Genomic DNA, 18,411 nt, shown 5'->3' on the forward strand with positions numbered 1-18,411 from the left:
ACTGCTTCCGAACTGCGACCGTCCTCGCTCCTGGCCGACAAGGGATCGCGATCTCGGACACCGCGTCGGCGAAGAGCTTGATCCAGATCAACCGCGTGGTCGAGGACAAGGTCTCCATGATCATCTGGGCGTTGCTTGCCGGTGATCGTGAGACCATTGGCCGCAGCGGTCGGAATTCGACGAGGGAGCGATGCTGATGCTGCGTTGGATCATCGCGGGGAGCGCGGCCATCTCCATGATCCCGATCGCCGCTGCTCAAACCTATGATTCCAATTATCCTGTCTGCCTACAAAGGTGGGAATGGGGTGGTAGCACCTATGTCGAATGCACCTATACGTCCTGGGACCAGTGTCGAAGGGCAGGCCGGGGCCTCGCGGCCATGTGCGTGAACAACCCATATTGGGCACAAGGACAATCAGGATCGCTTGGCGGTGGTCGGCGTCGATTTGCGCGCTGAGCGTTGGGACGTCGAGGCCGACACGTTCTTTCGAGGCGGCCCGGCTCTCCATCCGCTCCGAACTCACCGTGAGGCCCGCGATCTCGCCGCCCCACAGCCTTTGTTCCTGAGCGCCCGCTCACGGAGGGGCGTCCCGAAAGACGGTGTGCGGAGCGGAGCGGTTCAGGCCGTTCTTCCTCTGCGATCCCTACCCGAATGGCCGACTACTGCCTCACCACGCCCGCCGGCGGCAGCGGCTGGCTGGTGACGTTGGGCTCGGCCGCATCGAGGTTGAGCACTTGCGCCGCGGCCGGAAAGGCGGCGTCGGCCATCGCGGCATGGCCCTCCGCCGTCGGATGCACGGCGCCGCCATAGACCGCGGACAGCACGCCCCAGCTCGCATCGTGGATGTCGGAGGGCTGCATCGCCGCCGGCAGCCCTTGCGGATAGGTCATCGCCGAGAAGTAGCTGTCGTTGGCATCGCGGATCCAGCGCGCGCGCGGCAGATAGGGACGATACTCGCTGGCGCCGCGGCCGCACAGCAGCGGCTCGTTGGCGGCGCTGACGATGTTCGGATCGAAGCTGGCGCCGTCGGCCGAAAAGCATTCGCGGTCGAACGGCGGATCCTGCGTCGAGCGGGCGCAGAAGCCGTGATCGGCAAACGCGGCCTGATGCGCATCGACGAAGGTCATGCGGTCGGCCTGCGGATCGCGGCACAGGACTCCCGCGGTACATTGCGCCAGCCCGCGTAGCGACGGCAGGAACTCGTTCTCGACGAAGCCCGCGACCTTGGCGAGCCGCTGCGGATTGGCATTGAACGATGGGTGGATATCGAAACCGGCCGGACCACCGGGGCAGGGCGTGCCGGGGCCGCTCAGTGCCGGGTTGCCGTACGAAGTGTAGATGACGTGCGAGAGGTCGCCGACCAGCGGCTTCAGCGCCTCGCGTAGCTTGGCAAAACCCTGCGGCAGGTCGCGCGCCAGCTCGCTGCGCGATTCCTCGACCGAGCCGATCACGCCTGAGCGTTTGAACAGCGTGCGTTCGGTCGGCGTATCGACGATGACGTCGGCGACGAGACCGGAGAAGTTGATGTCGTTGGCGCCGATCGACAGCAGAATCAGATCGAGCTTGCGGTCTGGCTGGCGACGCTTGGCCGCGGTCAGCGCCTCGCGCAGCTCGCCGAGCTGGCCGTTGACGCTGCCGGCGCAGGTGGTCGCGGCGCGGCCCGGCGTGCATTCGCGCGCGCGCTGGCTGCCGAACAGGCCGTCGGCGATGGTGGCGCCGGTGCAGGCGAGCGGCAGGTAGGTGACCGCGACGTGCGGATAGCGCACCGCGAGCGCCAGCGCCGTGCGGGTCTGGTAGCTGTAGAGCGAGCGATGGCAGGCGGCGTTGAGCCAGACCGCGCTGTGCTTCTGCCAGTTCTGCAGCGTGTCCGGCGCCTCGCAGGCGCGGCCGCCTTTGAAGCCGGCCCGGCTCGGCCGATAATATTGCGCGGTCGGGCCGCCGAGATAGGAGCGGAAGCAGAAGCCGTCGTCGGCGAGCGCGATCGGGCGGTCGGGATTGCCCTCGCCGGAGGCGATGCTGTCGCCGAGGCCGGCGATCAGGACGTCGCGGACCTGGATTCCCGTCGACACCTGCTGCGTGCCTTCCGGGCTGGCGACATCGACGGATGCGACGGTCTGGCGGCCGTAGCGGACGCGCAGGTTGACCGGTTCGGCGCAGTCGAATGTCGAGGTCTGCGGCCCGTCGCCGTCGTCGAACGACCACGCGCAGGTGGCGCCGACCGGGACCGGGCCGGTCAGGCGCACCGTGACCGGATGGTCGATCGGCGTGAGATAGCTTTCCTTGACGTTGTCGCGCGTGCACGGCTCGTTGATGCGGCCGGCGAGGTCGATGCAGAGCCGGTTGACGACGTTCCGGGCCCAGCCGCGGCCGTCGCTCTGCACCGCCAACGCCTGCTCGGCGGCGAGGATGGAGCGGTCGCGCGTGCTCTCGGTATGCAGCAGGAAGTCGCGCTCCTCCCGGAAGAGACGGAAGCGGTTGCGCACCTCCCAGCTGATCTGCAGCGGCGCTGCGCCGAACTGCGCGGCCGCCTCGGTGGCGGCGAGAGGGGCGAGCAGGCCGGCCAGGACGCAGGCGGCGAGCAGCGGACGAAGGGGCATTCGGGTCATGCGCAAGGATTCACGTCAGCGATGGGGCGGAAATAAGAGGATCGCACGCGAGTTCAACCGGTCGAGGGTCGAACCGTCGCGTCATCCGCGAGACGATTGCTGCTCAGCGCTGGGAGTGGCGCTTGATGCGCTGGGGAACCGCGGCGGGCGCCGTGGCCGCGGCGCGCTTGGCGGCGACCTCGTCCTCGCAGGCTGAGTTCAGCCGGCGCCGCTCCTGCCACGGCTTCACGACGTTCAGCCAGAGTTCCCTGATGCCCATGATGGAGATCGCCGTCGCGAACGGGATCACGAAATACAGCACGCGGAAAACGAGCAGGGTGGCCAGCAACTGCTCGCGGCCGAACTGCGGCAGCGCCACGAGCATCGCGGCATCGAACACGCCGATGCTGCCGGGCGCGTGGCTGGCGAAGCCGAGCAGGGTGGCGAGGATGAACACCACCGACAGCGACAGGAAATCGATCGGCGGAGCGGCGGGGACGAGGAGGTACATCGCCAGCGCGCAGAAGCCGAGGTCGACCACTCCGATCAGGATCTGCACGAGCGTGAGCTGCGCCGAGGGCAGCACCACCTTCCAGCCGTTCTGGCCGAGCTGGCGCCGGTTCTTGCCGGCGGTCAGCCAGCCGAGATAGGCGAAGATCGCCCCGAGGATGCCGATCGCGATCAGCTGGTTCACCGCCGGGGGCAACTGGTCCATCGCGGTGGCGGCGGCCGGATGCAAGGTCATGCCGATGCCGAGTACGAACAGATTGCCGAGCCAGAAGGTCAGGCCTGACAGGAAGCAGATCTTGGCGACGTCGATCGCGGACAGGCCGTAGTCGGAGTAGATCCTGAACCGGATGGCGCCGCCGGTGAACACGGTGGCGCCGATGTTGTGGCCGATCGAATAGCTGGTGAAGGCGCTCATCGCCGCGATGCGATAGGGCACGTGTTTCTTGCCAATCGTTCGCAGTGCAAAATAGTCATAGAAGGTCAGCGTGCAGAACGCGCCGACCACACACAAGGCCGCGAGGGCGATGTGACCGGGCGGGATTTCGGTGAGCGCGGTCAGGATGACGCCGGCATCGACGCCCTTCAGCGTGCGCACGAGTGTCGTGATCGCGAAGGCGATGATCGCAAGGCTCGCTGCAATCCCCAGCCGCTTCCAGCCGATCCATTTCTTGAAGCCACGCCCAAGCGTGGTCAGCAGGCGCTGCATTCATCCTCCCGGCGGGGCGGTACTAGATCTTGGAAAAGAGGCGAAACCATTGATCGATAGGCGGGCAATTCGTGACAGCTTGTTCCTTATGCTAAAATGCGCGCCTTGTGCAGTCCTTGACACAGCTCAGCTCCGACCCATGCGGCGCAGGTCTGTCACACTCCGGTCACATAGCTGGTGGCCCGTCCGCCTCAATTCGGTCCAACTGGTCGCCCGCGCGGTTCACGAGAACCCTCGTCCCTGCGACCGGTTCGGCAGGGGCGGCACGCCGGAACAACCGCCGTAGCCGCCGGTTAGCGCACAGCGAACATGGCGACGATCGGTCAGGGGAGGGACCTGCCATGTTCCGAACCGAGAGGACGTGAAACAAATGGGACTGTTCACCAAGGACATCAAGACGATGAACGATCTGTTCGTTCATCAGCTGCAGGACATCTATTACGCCGAGAACCAGCTCGTCAAAGCGCTGCCGAAGATGGCGGACAAGGCGACGGATCAGAAGCTCAAGCATGGCTTTCTGACCCATCTCGATGAGACGAAGACGCATGTGACGCGTCTCGAACAGGTGTTCAAGATGCACGGCATCGCGGCCAAGGCGGTCGACTGTCCGGCGATCGACGGCATCATCGAGGAGGCCGACGAGGTCGCCGGCGAGGTCGACGACAAGGCGGTGCTGGACGCAGCGCTGATCAACGCCGCCCAGGCGGCCGAGCACTACGAGATCACCCGCTATGGCAGCCTGATCGCCTGGGCCAAGCAACTCGGCCGCAGCGACTGTGCCGCCGTCCTGCAGAAGACGCTCGACGAGGAGAAGGCGACCGACATGAAGCTGACCAAGCTCGCCGAGACCAGCGTCAATCTGCGCGCCGCGAGCTGATCGCGTCACCTGCCGATGAGACAAAACGCCGCGCGGACATCCCGCGCGGCGTCGTCGCATCCGGATGCCACGCGTCAGCTCTTACGCAACGCGAAATTGGCGCCGCAGAACGCCATCAGGGCGCCGAGGCAGAGCGCGGCGAGGCCGGCCAGCACACCCGAGGCCGACGGCACCGGGCTCGGGCCGGAGATCGCCTGGCCGATGCCGGCCAGCATCAGCACGCCGACCACGACCAGGAAGTTGCGCATCCGCTGCGGGATCTCGCCCGATACCGCGCTGTGCATGATGTTGGCGATGAAATAGCCCGAGGAGAAGCCGACGGTGGCGATCAGCCACCAGGCGATCGCCGATCCCGCCGGCATGAAGGCGCCGCTCTCGGTCTGCCACAGGCCGCCGAGATCGAGGCCGTAGCGGGCGCCGAGCATGTGCACCGCCAGCGCCAGCAGCACGCCGGCGGCCATCGCCCCGGCCAGGATCAGGTGGCGCGGAAAATAGATCGTTTCGCTCATGCTCCGTTTGTAGGATAAGGCGCGCGCCACACGCAACAGGACCGATCCATTTCCCAGGACATCACCACAGAAGGCCATGACGCGATCCGCTACGCCTACAAGGCGTCGTTGATCGGGGCCGCGCAGCAGTTCGAGCTCACGGGGCAGGGCCTGTCGTGGCGGTTCGCCGGCCGCACCGGCCTGTGGCCGTATGCCGACATCGCCGCGATCCGGCTGTCCTACCGGCCGGTGTCGATGCAGGCGAAGCGTTTTCGGGCCGACATCACCCATCGCGATGGCCGCAGGCTGAGCATCATCTCGACTTCCTGGCAGACGGCGGCGCTGATGGCGCCGCAGAGCGAGGCCTATCGTGCTTTCGTCCTCGGCCTGCATGCGCGGCTCACCTCGAGCGGCAGCAACGCGCGGCTGACCGCGGGCCTCGGCCGCTTCACCTACGGCGCGGCGCTCGCCGCGGTTGCGCTGTTCGCCGTGGCGATGGCCGGGCTTCTGGTGCGCGCGTTCGTCATCGCCGAATGGTCGGGCGCGTTGTTCCTGATCGGCTTCGCCGCGCTGTTCGCCTGGTATGTCGGCGGCTTCATCACCCGCAACAGGCCGCGCAGCTACACGTTCACGGAGATTCCGGCCGCGCTGCTGCCGTGATCACGCAACCTCATCACCGGTCACCGAATGTGATCATGCAGATTTCGCGCGCCATGCCAGACTGAGCGAGTCGCTTTCGGAGAGGACCGATGCAGGATCGCGCGCTGCGCAGACCGGATGACGCCGAGATCGCCGCGGTCAACGCGCGGCATTTCGCCGATACGCCGCTGCGGCCGGCCGATCTCCTGTTCGTGTTCGGGACCCGCGTCGACGAGGAGCTGCGTGCCGAGACGGCGGTGAAGCTGTGGCAGCAGGGCTACTTCCGCCACGCCATGGTCAGCGGCGGAATCACGCCGGGCGCTGATCTCTCGGAGTGTACGCTGATCAAGGCCGCCATGGTGAGGCGCGGCATTCCGGCCGAGCGCATCCTTGAAGAGCACCACGCCAAGAATACCGGCGAGAACGTCGCGCTCGCGCTGCCGGTGATCGACGCCGCGCTCGGCCTCGCCAATGTCGGCAGCGTGATCTGCCTCGGCAACAGCTGGACCGCGCGGCGCTACGCGATGACCCTGCAGCGATACTGGCCCGAGGTGGAGAAGATGCTGCTCACGGTCGACGGCTTCGGCATCCCGCGCCATCTCTGGCACACCCATCCCGAATTCCGCCGTCGCGTGCTCAGCGAATGGGACAAGATCGCGCCGTACAAGGCGAAGGGCTTCATCGCGGAGTGGCCGTGACGGGGGCATTGCCCGAAAAGGCTACGCGCACCCTCATTATCGTTGGCCTGGTCACGTCGGCCCGCGGTTCGCTCTGCTCTCCATGAGCGGCTGAATTCGCGGCGGACACTCACCCGTGCGGTCCTGCGCTTGGGCAGAGGCGGCCATCGACCAACAGACAATCAACGCCAACTCCATCGAGAATGACCCCAGAGGGAATAGAGGTCCAGACGACTTGCCGCCTACACTAAAGCCAAGGTCGATGCGGTCCTTCTCCATGCGGATCGAACGATGGACTAGCAATTAGTAAGAAATAAAGCAAAGTCGCCTGCGGAAGTGTTCTTATTGAAGTAGCAATTGGCAAAACCTGTTTCCTGTGTCTAGGCCGCCAAAAGTATCCAAGAACAAGAATTGCCCGGAAGGATTGATTTCCAAGAAGTATATTCGGCCATCCGGTGTTTCTCTCAAATCAACGGAGCCGCTATTCAATCCCAGGGTTCTTCTCAGAAGCGTAATCTGATTGCATAGTTCATTTGGTAAAGTCGTTTTGATTACCTGATAATCTTGATCGAGGCGCCAATCATAGTGAGCTTTGGGATTTCGAATCTTAATTTCCGCAGCGAAGATATCATCTTCTATGATCGTTACTCTAAATTCGCGGCCCCTGGCTAAGTACTCCTGGAAAATAACTGGAGCATATTGAAGTCGCCATAAATCGCTCATGTCTGCGTCCGTGAGCGGTCGGGTGTCTGTCATCATCAGCGTGGTTCCGCCGAACGTCTTGTAAATGACCTGATCATGTTTGGCTCGGAATGCGGTCGCCTCTTTCGGCGAATTTGTTATTAATGTGTTGGGAACGAGTAGCCCACATTCTTGCGCGACCTGAAGTTGATAAGGTTTGTAGCAAGCGATGATCTCTGCCTGTGGCGAGTTGTATATGGGGATTCTGCTTGCATGAATTGCTCCCCAAAGTGCCTCGCGGCTCTCGCGGGCAGCAAAGCGATACTCCTCAGTCTCTACAACATCCTTGGATGGTTGAGGGGGACTCGCCCGACGCCACCAAATGGAATGATAGTGACGCAACTGCTTGTCATTCAAAGAGATGAGGTTTTGTTCTGAACTATCATGCACAAGTGCAAATGAGCCCGGAAAGCTTCCAGTATCTAAAATGTCAGCTACGGCATTGTGCCGCTTTAATAAGGACTGGATTGCTACAGCGTGCAGGTCGTCCTCGAAAGACAGAATCAGAACTTTTTTCATTTTGCTAATCACGGGGGCCGCCTAGAGTGGAATATCGATTACGCCGCCGGTGCCACCATCATTATGAATATCGTCTGTAATGGTGGGCGTGTCGGGATCGCCATCGCTTTCTTGGTCTGAAGCGCAATCGTCGACCACACCATTGTGCATCGTCTCGGTCCCGACAAGAGTCGAGCCGCCCGTATGAAGAGTGCTAGTGGTATCGGTGCCAGTCACACTCTTCTTCAATTTGTCCAGATCAACTCCGAGACTTTTTGCCCATTTCTCCTCGAGCATTTGTTTTATCGCGATAGTCTCGCTCGGCTCCTGCAATTCGTGTGCTCTGCTAGGACGGGTAAGAGCAAACAAGACAAGGTGCTTTTCAGTCATTTTCCTCTCCGTGTCCTGAACGTGGACGAGAACTGACAGGATCGTCGGCGAACAATTTCATCATCAACGTGTGATCAAACTAGCCGAGAATATCATGATGTTGCAATTTAAGATAGAGTCGACGCGCGGGGTTCATGCTGTCGCCGAAATTCTGCGTAGCGCGGCTTCGTCCAATTTGGCTCATTGCGGCGTTTGCTGCGGCTTCACGAATACGATCGCTATCGGAGATAGAGCCGACATCGACGAAGGGCCACGACCACGCGCCTTTTCCCGGATTTCAGCCTTCGTCCTGAGGGACCCCCGGAGGCGGGCGTCTCGAACTCCGGATGCGATCCGCCCGCGCCTCACGGCCTCACCACCAGCACCGAGCACTTCGCATAGCGCACCACGTGCCCCGCGTTGCTGCCGAGGAAGTAGGTGCGCATCGCCGGGCGGTGCGAGGTCATCACGATCAGGTCGGCGTTGACCTTGGCCGCCTCCTCGAGGATCTCGTGATAGATGCCGCCCTGGCGTACCGTGTAACTGATGCGCTCGGCCGGGATGCCGGATTCGCGCGCCACGATCGACAGCGCTTCCTCGGCGGTCTCGCGCTGCTGCGCATCGAAATCGGCCGGGACGTATTCGGCGAGCATCACCGGCGTCATCGGCATCACGTTGAGCAGATGCACGGTGCCGCTCCAGGTCTGCGCCAGCGTGGCCGCGGTGGCGATGGCCGGCTTGGCGAGGTCGGTGTCAGCCAGATCGATCGGCACCAGAATCGAGTTGAACATCGAAGGTCCTCCTCTGTCCGCCGGCATTACGCGCCGGACCCGACCTGCCTGTCAATCGACCGAGCCGTGCTTGAGCAGCTTGGGCGTGACGAACCTCAGGAGATGGCCGCGGGTGAAGCTGATGTCGCCCCAATCGTCGGTGTCGAAATCGAGCACCGCGAGTCCCGCGGTCGGCATGTTGCGCATCAGCTCGTGGCGGGCCTCGGAATCGCCCTCGCCGGTCAGTGCCAGCGCCAGCTCGTGCATGCCGGGATTGTGCCCGACGAGCAGGAGCTGCTTCGGATCACGCGCTGCCGCGAGGCGGATGTGATGCAGCATCTGCATCGGCTCGGCGCCGTAGAGCTCGGGAACGGTCTCGACCTGCGGGGGCGGGACGCGGTCCTTCATCGCCGCAAGCGCGAGATCCCAGGTCTGCTGCGCCCGAACCGCGGTCGAGACCAGCACCAGCTCCGGCACCGGCGGGTGGCTGGCGATGAAATCGCCGATCATGGCGGCATCCTGGTGCCCGCGCTCGTCGAGACGGCGGTCCTGGTCGCGGCCGGTCGGCGCGTCAGTCTCGGTCTTGGCGTGGCGCAGCAGCATCAATCGGCGCATGGAATTCCGTCTCGAATCGTTCAGGCTGGGTCAGCCTGTACCACGTCTCTTTATCGCCATTAAAAGCGTCATGACGTCCGGCGCAGGGTTCGCTAAGAAAACGCCATGAACGAGACTTCCACAAGCATGAACGATGACGCGGATGCCGCAGGTGCACACGGCCGCACCAGGCTGAATTTCGACCTCGATGTCGACGTCTGCGTCGTCGGGGCGGGATTGGCCGGCTTGACGGTGGCGTTGTGCGCGGCCCGGCAGGGGGCGAGCGTCGCGGTGCTGGAAGGCCGCCAGGTCGGATGGAACGCATCCGGTCACATGATCGGCACGGTCATGCCCGGGTTCGACCTGCCGCTGCCGGATCTGATCGAGCGCGTCGGGCTCGCGCATGCCCGGGCGCTATGGGCGTTGTCCTGGTCCGGTGCCGAGTTCATCCGCGCCCAGGCCACCGCGGCGATGCCGGGCATCGGGCTCAGCGAAGGCGCGCTCGAAGTCTCCAATGTCGACGCCGGCGACGCCTTGATCCGCCGCCTCCAGATGCTGCATGAGGACTTCGACACCGAGGTCGAGGGCTGGCAGGTCGAGCGCGTCAGGACCGAGCTCAAGACCGACCGCTACTTCCATGGCGTCCATTACCCCAAGGCGTTCCAGCTCGACGGCCGCAGGTACGTTCACGCGCTGGCGCGGCTCGCGCACCGGGCCGGGGCAAGGATCTTCGAGGACACGCCGGTGGTCAGCATCGACGCGTCGGGCGTGCGCAAGCGCATCGTGACGCCGTCGGCGCGGATGCGCGCCTCGCACATCGTGCTCGCCGGCAACATCCATCTCGGCGCGCCGCTGCAGAAGCTGTCCGATACGCTGTTGCCGGTGTGGCGCTACGGCGGCGTCACCGCGCCGCTCGGCGAGCGGCTGGCTGATGCGATCGCCTTCCGGGGCTCGGTCAGCGACACCGACGGCATCGATCATTTCCGCGTCGTCGACGGCGACCGGCTGATGTGGGCGAGCCCGGAGACGACCTGGGACGCCCGGCCCAGCGGATTTGCCGCGGCGCTGCAGCGCCGGATCCGCACGGTGTTCCCGCAACTCGGCCGCGTCGAGATCGCCGAGACCTTCGGCGGCGTCACCGGCCAGACCGTGCACGGCATGCCGCAGATCGGCCAGCTCCGCAAAGGCCTGTGGGTTGCGAGCGGCTTCGGCCGGCAGGGGCTCAACACCTCGGCGATGGCCGGGCAGTTGATCGCGCAGGCGATCCTCGCCGGCGACGACCGCTGGAAGCTGTTCTCGCCGTTCGAATTGGTCTGGGCCGGCGGCGTCAGCGGCCGGGTCGCCGGCCATGTCGTCAATCTCTGGATCCGCGGCCGCGCCGCCGCGGCCGGGACGCTGGCGCGGCACCGCGAGCGCGTCCGCGCGCAGGAGCGTGTGCGCGAGATCAGGGCGGCCGAAGCGCGGCGCCGGGCGGCCGAACGGCCCGGCTCGCGGCTGCCGCTGCGGCCACAGCCGTCCGATTTGAACCGCCGTCCCGACGCCGGGGAGGGCTGACACCTCGCAAGAAAGTGAGCCGTCGCGCCCGCGCCCGACGTAACTTCGCGGGATCCCGTCCGTAGATCCGGTAACCCATCGCCGCACGGAGACGTCCATGATCGACCGCCGCATGATGTTCACCACCGCCGCCGGACTGTTCGGCTTCGCCGCCCTGCGCTGCCTCGGCGGTTCCGCGCCGGCCCGCGCCGCCGAGAAGTTCGAGATCGAGAAGACCGAGGCCGAGTGGCGCGCGCAATTGACGCCGCAGCAATACGAGATCCTGCGCGAGGAGGGCACCGAGCGGCCCTGGACCAGCCCGCTGCTGAAGGAGCATCGCAAGGGCACCTTCGCCTGCGCCGGCTGCGACCTGCCGCTGTTCTCCTCCGACACCAAGTTCGACAGCGGCACCGGCTGGCCGAGCTTCTTCAAGCCGCTCGACAATGCCGTGGCGACCCGCCAGGACAAGACCTACGGCATGGTCCGCACCGAGGTGCATTGCCGCCGCTGCGGCGGCCATCTCGGCCACGTGTTCGACGACGGCCCCAAGCCGACCGGCCTGCGCTACTGCATGGACGGGCTCTCGCTCACGTTCCACCCGGCAAATCCGTCGTCGACCTGACAGGAATTTGCGCCCGGATATTCCGGCTCGTCCGTTCAAGGCTCGATGGGGGTCTTCAGGACGCGCCGGTAGCCGTGACGAGCGGCCGCGCCGGAGCGCGATTTGGCGCGTCCGGCCCGGCAAGAACTGCCGGCTCGGCAATTGTTCACCAGTTTTGACGCCGGTTTTTTTACGTTGTTGTTTTACAACGCGCTGATTTCAAAGCATTTTCTCATCTGGCACAGCGATTGCGACAGCTCTCCACGAAACGCGGTGCGGGCCGACCCGCCACCGGCATCACAGTGGAGAGATTGGTATGGGTATCTTCGACGCGATGAACACTTCGGTGAGCGGTCTGTCCGCTCAATCATTCGCGCTGCAGAATATTTCCGGTAACATCGCGAACGCGTCGACCGTCGGCTACAAGGGCATCGGCACCAGCTTCGAAGACCTCATTCCCAACGCGACCAACCCGACGCGCCAGAACGCCGGCGGCGTCACCGCCTTCGCCAAGGCCACCATCACCACCCAGGGCACCGTCTCGACGTCCTCGGTCGCCACCAACATGGCGATCAACGGCGACGGCTTCTTCAACGTGCAGAAGGCCTCCTCGGTCGTCGACAACGTGCCGGTCTTCACCGGCGTCACCAACTACACCCGCCGCGGCGACTTCCAGCTCAACGCCAACGGCAACCTGATCAACGGCGCCGGCTATTACCTGATGGGCGTCGCGGTCGATCCGAAGACCGGCAACGCCACCGGCAACGTGCCGACCGTGCTGCAATTCGCCAACAATTTCGTGCCGGCGCAGGCGACCACCGCAATCCAGTACGCCGCCAACCTGCCGACGCAGCCGAAGACCGCCGCGAGCGGCAACGCTGCGACCGGCACGCTGGTCGCGGCCGGCGGCCTCAACTCGGCCGACCTCTCCAACGTGCCGCTGCCGGTCGGCACCAATTTCTACGCCGACTCCACCGTCACCGGCGCCACCGCCGTGAACAAGGTGCCGGCGCAGATCACGACCTCGACATTGTTGAGCGGCGCCAGCGGCGACTCGATCTCGAGCAATTTCACCACCGGCGACACCATCACCATGACAGGCAGCGCCGGCGACGTCGTCACCTTCACCTTCGTCGCCTCCGGCGCCTCGGGTACCCAGATCAATGTCGGCGACTCCGTCGGCACGCTGCTGGCGAAGATCGCGGCCGTCACCGGCGTGCAGCCGACCATCACCGCCGGCAAGATCACGCTGCATTCCGGCAGCGGCGAGGACTGGAACTTGAGCAGTGCCTCGCCGGGTTTCACCGCGCTCGGCCTCACGTCACCCGTGGCGCTGACGCGCACGGCGAGTCCCGGCACCGGCATCGTGATCGGCAACGATCTCACCAACTTCAACAACGAGACGATCTCGGGCGGCGCGGTCACGGCCTACAACTCGTCGGGCACGCCGGTGAACGTGCAGCTGCGCTGGGGCAAGGTCGACAGCTCGACGCTCGGCACGGGCCACAAGGACACCTGGAACCTGTTCTACCAGACCAACTCCAGCGCCACTGGCTCGACCGTGGCCTGGCAGAACGTCGGCACCAATTTCACGTTCGCCTCCGACGGCTCGCTGGTGTCGCCGACGACCTCCAACATCTCCATTCCCAACGTCGTGGTCGACGGCACCACGCTCGGCACCGTCAGCCTCAACATCTCCTCGGGCGCGCTGACGCAATATGCGAGCACGATCGGCTCGGCGACGATCAACCAGATCAATCAGAACGGCTTCGCCGCCGGCCAGCTGCAGTCGGTCGCCGTCAACAACAGCGGCGTCGTCACCGGCACCTTCTCCAACGGCCAGACCATCAACCTGGCGCAGGTCACGCTGTCGCATTTCAACGGCACCAACTACCTGAAGGCGCTCGACGGCGGCGCCTACGAGGCGACCGACCAGTCCGGCCAGGCCATCATCGGCGCGACCGGCAAGATCTCGGGCGGCTCGCTGGAAGGCTCCAACACCGACATCGCCGACGAGTTCACCAAGCTGATCGTGACCCAGCAGGCCTATTCGGCCAACACCAAGGTGATCACGACGGCCAATTCGATGGTGCAGGATCTTCTGAACGTGCTGCGCTGATCGCGCTGAGACGTGGCAGTTGAGTTGACATAAGGCTACCGAACATGGGTTTGAGTTCTGCCCTCGCCACCGCGATGTCCGGCCTGCGCTCGACGCAGGCCGCGCTCTCGATCATCTCATCGAACGTCGCCAACGCGAACACGCCCGGCTACGTCGCGCAGAACCCGAACCAGATCGAGGTCGCCAGCGGCGGCTTCGGCTCGACGGTGACGACGACGGGCGTCAACCGTCAGCTCGACTTGTTCGTCCAGAACCAGCTCCGCACCGAGACCTCGGGTGGGACCTATGCCAATCAGATGGCCAACATCCTGAGCCAGCTGCAGACCGTGTACGGTACGCCCGGCGGCAGCGGCACGCTCGAGACGGCGCTGAACAATTTCACCACGGCGCTGCAGTCGCTGTCGAACAATCCGAGCAACCAGTCGGCGCAGTCGGTGGCGCTGTCGGCGGCGCAGGGCGTGGCGCTGCAGCTCAACGCGACCACCAAGGGCATCCAGACCCTGCGCACCAATGTCGAGCAGGACATCGGCAATTCGGTCACGCAGGCCAACGCGGCGATCAAGCAGATCGCGACGCTCAACACGCAGCTGCAGGGCCTCGACAGCTCCGACCCGCTGGCGGCGACCCTGCAGGACCAGCGCGACAACGCGATCAACACGCTTGCCAAATATGTCGACATCCGCGTCGTGTCCGACCCGACCAACGGCACGAGCATATTCACCAATTCGGGCATCCAGCTGGTCGGCGCGGGCCTCAGCTCCGAGTTCACCTTCTCGTCGCCGGGGACGCTCGACGCCACCTCGCTCTACAACAGCGATCCGACCAAGACCGGCGTCGGGCAGCTCAACATCAAGCTGTCGAACGGCGTGTCGCTCGACGTCGTGTCGAACAATCTCCTGAACTCGGGTCAGATCGCGGCCGACCTCAAGCTGCGCGACCAGACCCTGGTGCAGGCGCAGACCCAGGTCGACCAGCTCGCGGCGACGATGGCCTCGGCGCTGTCCGACAAGACCACGGCGGGTACCGCGGTGGCGGGACCTCCGGCCGGCTTCGACGTCTCGACCAGCGGGCTGCTGGCGGGCAACACCATCAACCTGACCTACACGGATTCGAGCAACGTCCAGCGCCAGGTCAAGATCGTCAACGTCAACGATCCCGCGGCGCTGCCGCTGAAGAACGCCTCCGGCGCCAACCCGTCCTATGTCGGCGTCGACTTCTCGCTCGGCATGGCCTCGGTGGTGTCGCAGCTCAACAGCGCGCTCGGTGGCGCGCATCTGCAGTTTTCCAATCCCTCCGGCACCACGCTGCGGATCACCGATGACGGCACCAGCCAGGCGGCGGTCAAGGCGGCCTCGGCCACCACCACGGTGCAGACGCTCGCCAGCGGCAACGCCCAACTGCCGGTTTTCACTGACGGCGGCGCGCTCTACACCGGCGCAATCACCTCGACCGGCTCGCAGATGACGGGGCTCGCGGGAAGGCTCAACGTCAACCCGGCATTGCTGAACGATCCGACCAAGCTGTCGACCTACTCGACCTCGCCGCAGACCGCGGCCGGCGACGCGACGCGACCGGACTTCCTGTTCGCGCAGCTCACCTCGGCGACCTTCAGCTACTCGCCAACCACCGGCCTCGGCTCGGCGGCGCAGCCATTCCAGGGCACGGTGTCCGGCTATCTGCAGCAGTTCGTCAGCCAGCAGGGCAGTGCCTCGACGCTGGCGACCCAGCTCAGCCAGGGCCAGGCCGTCGTGGTCAGCACGCTGAAGGAGAAGTTCCAGGGCACGGCGGGGGTCAACATGGACAGCGAGATGTCCAACCTGATCCAGGTCCAGAACACCTATGCGGCCAACGCCCATATCATGTCGGTCGTGCAAAGCATGATGCAGAGCCTGCTCCAGGCATTTTAGTGAGGCGCGTGTAAGATGTCGATCAGCAGTGTCAACTACGGAAATTCTCTGCTCGGCCTGTCCGTGCGGAACATCTCGAACCAGCTCGCGGACCTTTCCACGCAGCTCTCGAGCGGCGTCAAGGCGAACAACTACGCCGGCATGGGCCCCGACGAGGGCTTCGCGATCGCGGCGCGGGCGCAGCTCTCGAACATCTCGGCCTTCACGCTGACGATGACCCACGTCAATACCGTGATCGGCGCGGTCAATACCTCGCTGCAGTCGCTGTCCAAGATTCATGACCAGGTCCAGAGTGGCGCCTCGGCGACGCCGCAGAACCTGACCAGCACCGGCCAGACCACGGGACAATTGACGGCGCTGTCCAACCTGTCGGCCATCACCGGCATCCTCAACACCCAGGTCGGCGATCGCTACATCTTCTCCGGCAGCGCCACCGACCGGCCGGCGATCGCATCGGCCGACGACATCCTGAACGGCACCACGACGCAGGCCGGCCTGAAGCAGGTCATCGCCGAGCGGCAGCAGGCCGATCTCGGGCTCAACGGTCTCGGGCGTCTGAACCTGTCGGCGTCGGCCACGATGCCGATCACGCTGGCGGAGGACGTCGCCGGCTCTCCGTTCGGCTTCAAGCTGAGCGGCGTCACCTCGTCGCTGACCAATGCCACGGTGACCGGACCGTCCGGCTCGCCCGCGGGCATCTCGGTCGATCTCACCGCCGGCAATCCGAATGCGGGCGACCAGATCAGCTTCACCTTCAAGCTGCCCGACGGCACCTCGGAATCGATCAAGCTGACGGCGTCCACCACGACGCCGGCGCCGACCAATACGTTCGCCATCGGCGCGACGCCGGCGGCCACCTCCGCCAATCTCAATGCGGCGCTCAACACGGCGCTGTCGACGCTGGCCAATACCTCGCTGACCGCCGCCTCGGCGGTCGTCGCCGGTGACAACTTCTTCAACACGGCGAGCGCCGTGTCGGGAACGGTGGTCAACAACAAGCTCGCAACGCCGGCGCCGATCACGGGAGCGACGCTGCTGTCGGGCGGGGCGGGCTCCGACTCGATCGCGACCAGCTTTGCGACCGGCGACACCATCACCGTCAACGGGCAGACGCTGACCTTCGTCGCCTCCGGCGCCAGCGGCAACAACCAGATCAATGTCGGCGACAGCGTGCAGACGCTGCTGTCGAAGATCGATACGCTCAGCGGCACGTCGACGCCGTCGACGGTCAGCGGCGGCGTGATCACCTTGCGCACCAACGACGCCGCCGGCTTCTCGGTGTCGAGCTCGAACGCGGGTGCGTTCGGGGCGCTCGGCTTCTCCGGCACCGTGACGGCGCCGACACCGCCGTTGCGCGTCTCCGGCTCGCCGCTGGGATCGGCGACCAGCCTCGTCAACGGTTCGGCCAACACCGTCGCCTGGTACACCGGCAACAGCGGTCCCGGCTCGGCGCGGTCGAGCGCGAGCATCCGGATCGACACGGCGCAGAGCATTCAGTTCGGCGTCCAGGGCAACGAGTTCGCGATCCGCAACCTCGTGCAGCAGACCGCGGTCTATGCCGCCGTCAACACGCCGCCAGCGGGAGCAAATGCTCCGCAGCAGATCGGTGCGCTCAGCCAGCGCATCGCCGCCAACCTGACGCCGCAGCTCGGCCAGCAGGCGATCTCGGATATCCAGACCGAGTTCGCCAACGCCCAGACCACGATGAAGGACGCCACGGCGCGCCAGACCCAGGCCAAGGCGGCGATGCAGGCCATGGTCGACCAGACCGAGGGCATCTCGCAGCAGGAGGTGGCGAGCCAGATCCTGCAGCTGCAGACCAACCTCCAGGCGTCCTACCAGACGACGGCGATGCTGGCCCAGCTGACGCTGGTGAAATATCTGTAGCGCCCCGGGGGCGGCGGTTAGGTTTTCGTTAACCACGTCTCTTTAGCTTTTGTTCAGATCTGGGGCGAGAGCCTCTTTGTCTGGAGGCGGACGTGAGTGACGGAACCGACGAGCGCATTCATCTGGTGGTCGCGACACCATGCTTCGGCGGCCAGGTGTCGAGCATCTATGCGAGCTCGATCTTCGCCCTGCAGCGCGAGTTGCGCGCCGCGTCCAACGTCGACCTCACCGTCCACATGCGCGACGGCGATGCGCTGATCACCCGTGCCAGGGCCAATCTCGTCACCCTGTTCCTCAACGATCCCTCGGCCACGCATCTGCTCTTCGTCGATGCCGACATCGGCTTCACGCCGAAGCAGGTGTTCCGGCTGATCGCGTCCGGCGGCGACATGGTCGCCGGCGTCTATCCGGTCAAGAAGGTCAACTGGAACAAGGCGCGCCGCGCCATCAATTCCAACCGCATGGACGTGCCGGCGGCATCGCTCGACTACGTGCTGGAGATCGACAATCCGGACCACGTTGCGGTGGTCAACGGCTTCACCCGCGTGCGCTATGCCGGCACCGGCTTCCTGATGGTCCGCCGCCGCGTCATCGAGACGATGATCGCGCATCCGGCCTACGCCCCGCTGCAGTTCTTCCGCGAGCATTCGCAGGATGCGCTGGCCGGCAGTCCGAACCGCTTCGCGCTGTTCGAATGCATGATCGACCCGGCGACCGGGACCTATCTCAGCGAGGATTTCGCGTTCTGCAAGCGATGGACCGATCTCGGCGGCGAGATCTGGGCCGATCTCGACAGCCGGCTCGATCACGTCGGTCCGTCCGTGTTTCACGGCAATGTCGCCTCGCAATTCGCGTCGGCGGTGGCGGTTCCCACCGCCGCCGCGGCCGACGCAGCCTGACGATCCGCGC

General features: G+C 65.1%; 17 protein-coding genes. 10 read left to right on the plus strand and 7 right to left on the minus strand.

The window, feature by feature from the left end; all coding sequences use genetic code 11:
- The first annotated feature begins 196 nt into the window (after positions 1 to 196).
- A complete protein-coding gene (locus ACQR1E_RS11720; RefSeq protein WP_316200825.1) occupies positions 197 to 457 on the plus strand; it encodes a DUF3551 domain-containing protein in 261 nt (86 codons plus the stop codon).
- A gap of 203 nt (positions 458 to 660) precedes the next feature.
- Here the strand turns inward: ACQR1E_RS11720 and ACQR1E_RS11725 are convergent, their stop codons facing one another.
- Entirely contained in the window at positions 661 to 2,607 is a 1,947-nt protein-coding gene (locus ACQR1E_RS11725; protein ID WP_434897060.1) for a hypothetical protein, read from the minus strand.
- Between the two features lie 103 nt (positions 2,608 to 2,710).
- Complete coding sequence (locus ACQR1E_RS11730; RefSeq protein ID WP_315712684.1) at positions 2,711 to 3,802, minus strand: lysylphosphatidylglycerol synthase transmembrane domain-containing protein; 1,092 nt, start codon at positions 3,800 to 3,802, stop codon at positions 2,711 to 2,713.
- A 370-nt stretch (positions 3,803 to 4,172) separates the two neighbouring features.
- Between ACQR1E_RS11730 and ACQR1E_RS11735 the strand changes: the two genes are divergently transcribed.
- Positions 4,173 to 4,679 (plus strand): ferritin-like domain-containing protein, encoded by a 507-nt coding sequence (locus ACQR1E_RS11735; RefSeq protein ID WP_434897061.1) that lies wholly within the window; start codon positions 4,173 to 4,175, stop codon positions 4,677 to 4,679.
- Positions 4,680 to 4,753: 74 nt separating this feature from the next.
- Here the strand turns inward: ACQR1E_RS11735 and ACQR1E_RS11740 are convergent, their stop codons facing one another.
- Positions 4,754 to 5,188 carry a hypothetical protein gene (locus ACQR1E_RS11740; protein ID WP_315738812.1) on the minus strand — a complete coding sequence of 145 codons (435 nt, stop codon included), beginning with the start codon at positions 5,186 to 5,188 and terminating at the stop codon, positions 4,754 to 4,756.
- 108 nt (positions 5,189 to 5,296) lie between these two features.
- Between ACQR1E_RS11740 and ACQR1E_RS11745 the strand changes: the two genes are divergently transcribed.
- A complete protein-coding gene (locus ACQR1E_RS11745; protein ID WP_434897062.1) occupies positions 5,297 to 5,827 on the plus strand; it encodes a hypothetical protein in 531 nt (176 codons plus the stop codon).
- 89 nt (positions 5,828 to 5,916) lie between these two features.
- Positions 5,917 to 6,504, plus strand: a complete 588-nt coding sequence (locus ACQR1E_RS11750; RefSeq protein WP_434897063.1) for a YdcF family protein — start codon at positions 5,917 to 5,919, stop codon at positions 6,502 to 6,504.
- A 321-nt stretch (positions 6,505 to 6,825) separates the two neighbouring features.
- Here the strand turns inward: ACQR1E_RS11750 and ACQR1E_RS11755 are convergent, their stop codons facing one another.
- The 4 genes from ACQR1E_RS11755 to ACQR1E_RS11770 form a co-directional block, all read right to left on the minus strand.
- Positions 6,826 to 7,743, minus strand: coding sequence for an ATP-grasp domain-containing protein (locus tag ACQR1E_RS11755; RefSeq protein ID WP_434897064.1), 918 nt, complete (start codon positions 7,741 to 7,743; stop codon positions 6,826 to 6,828).
- A 21-nt stretch (positions 7,744 to 7,764) separates the two neighbouring features.
- On the minus strand, positions 7,765 to 8,112 hold the full coding sequence (locus ACQR1E_RS11760; protein WP_434897065.1) for a hypothetical protein: 348 nt from the start codon (positions 8,110 to 8,112) through the stop codon (positions 7,765 to 7,767).
- Between the two features lie 344 nt (positions 8,113 to 8,456).
- Entirely contained in the window at positions 8,457 to 8,882 is a 426-nt protein-coding gene (locus tag ACQR1E_RS11765) for a universal stress protein (protein WP_315712676.1), read from the minus strand.
- Positions 8,883 to 8,933: 51 nt separating this feature from the next.
- Complete coding sequence (locus tag ACQR1E_RS11770; RefSeq protein ID WP_315753157.1) at positions 8,934 to 9,476, minus strand: SixA phosphatase family protein; 543 nt, start codon at positions 9,474 to 9,476, stop codon at positions 8,934 to 8,936.
- A 105-nt stretch (positions 9,477 to 9,581) separates the two neighbouring features.
- On the opposite strand from ACQR1E_RS11770, the gene ACQR1E_RS11775 reads away from it, so the two are divergent.
- The 6 genes from ACQR1E_RS11775 (at position 9,582) to ACQR1E_RS11800 (ending at position 18,401) form a co-directional block, all read left to right on the plus strand.
- Positions 9,582 to 11,009, plus strand: coding sequence for an NAD(P)/FAD-dependent oxidoreductase (locus ACQR1E_RS11775; RefSeq protein ID WP_434897066.1), 1,428 nt, complete (start codon positions 9,582 to 9,584; stop codon positions 11,007 to 11,009).
- A gap of 97 nt (positions 11,010 to 11,106) precedes the next feature.
- Positions 11,107 to 11,610, plus strand: a complete 504-nt coding sequence (gene msrB, locus ACQR1E_RS11780) for a peptide-methionine (R)-S-oxide reductase MsrB (protein WP_434897067.1) — start codon at positions 11,107 to 11,109, stop codon at positions 11,608 to 11,610.
- A gap of 295 nt (positions 11,611 to 11,905) precedes the next feature.
- Positions 11,906 to 13,708: a flagellar hook-basal body complex protein gene (locus ACQR1E_RS11785; protein ID WP_315712671.1), complete on the plus strand. Its 1,803-nt coding sequence runs from the start codon at positions 11,906 to 11,908 to the stop codon at positions 13,706 to 13,708.
- Positions 13,709 to 13,752: 44 nt separating this feature from the next.
- On the plus strand, positions 13,753 to 15,615 hold the full coding sequence (gene flgK / locus ACQR1E_RS11790) for a flagellar hook-associated protein FlgK (RefSeq protein ID WP_315712670.1): 1,863 nt from the start codon (positions 13,753 to 13,755) through the stop codon (positions 15,613 to 15,615).
- Positions 15,616 to 15,630: 15 nt separating this feature from the next.
- The gene (locus ACQR1E_RS11795) at positions 15,631 to 17,502 is read left to right on the plus strand and encodes a flagellar protein (protein WP_434897068.1); all 1,872 of its coding nucleotides are present in this window, start codon (positions 15,631 to 15,633) and stop codon (positions 17,500 to 17,502) included.
- A 92-nt stretch (positions 17,503 to 17,594) separates the two neighbouring features.
- Entirely contained in the window at positions 17,595 to 18,401 is an 807-nt protein-coding gene (locus tag ACQR1E_RS11800) for a hypothetical protein (protein WP_316169648.1), read from the plus strand.
- Positions 18,402 to 18,411: the final 10 nt, after the last annotated feature.

This window comes from Bradyrhizobium sp. HKCCYLRH1030 (assembly GCF_051168395.1).
Classification (GTDB): domain Bacteria; phylum Pseudomonadota; class Alphaproteobacteria; order Rhizobiales; family Xanthobacteraceae; genus Bradyrhizobium.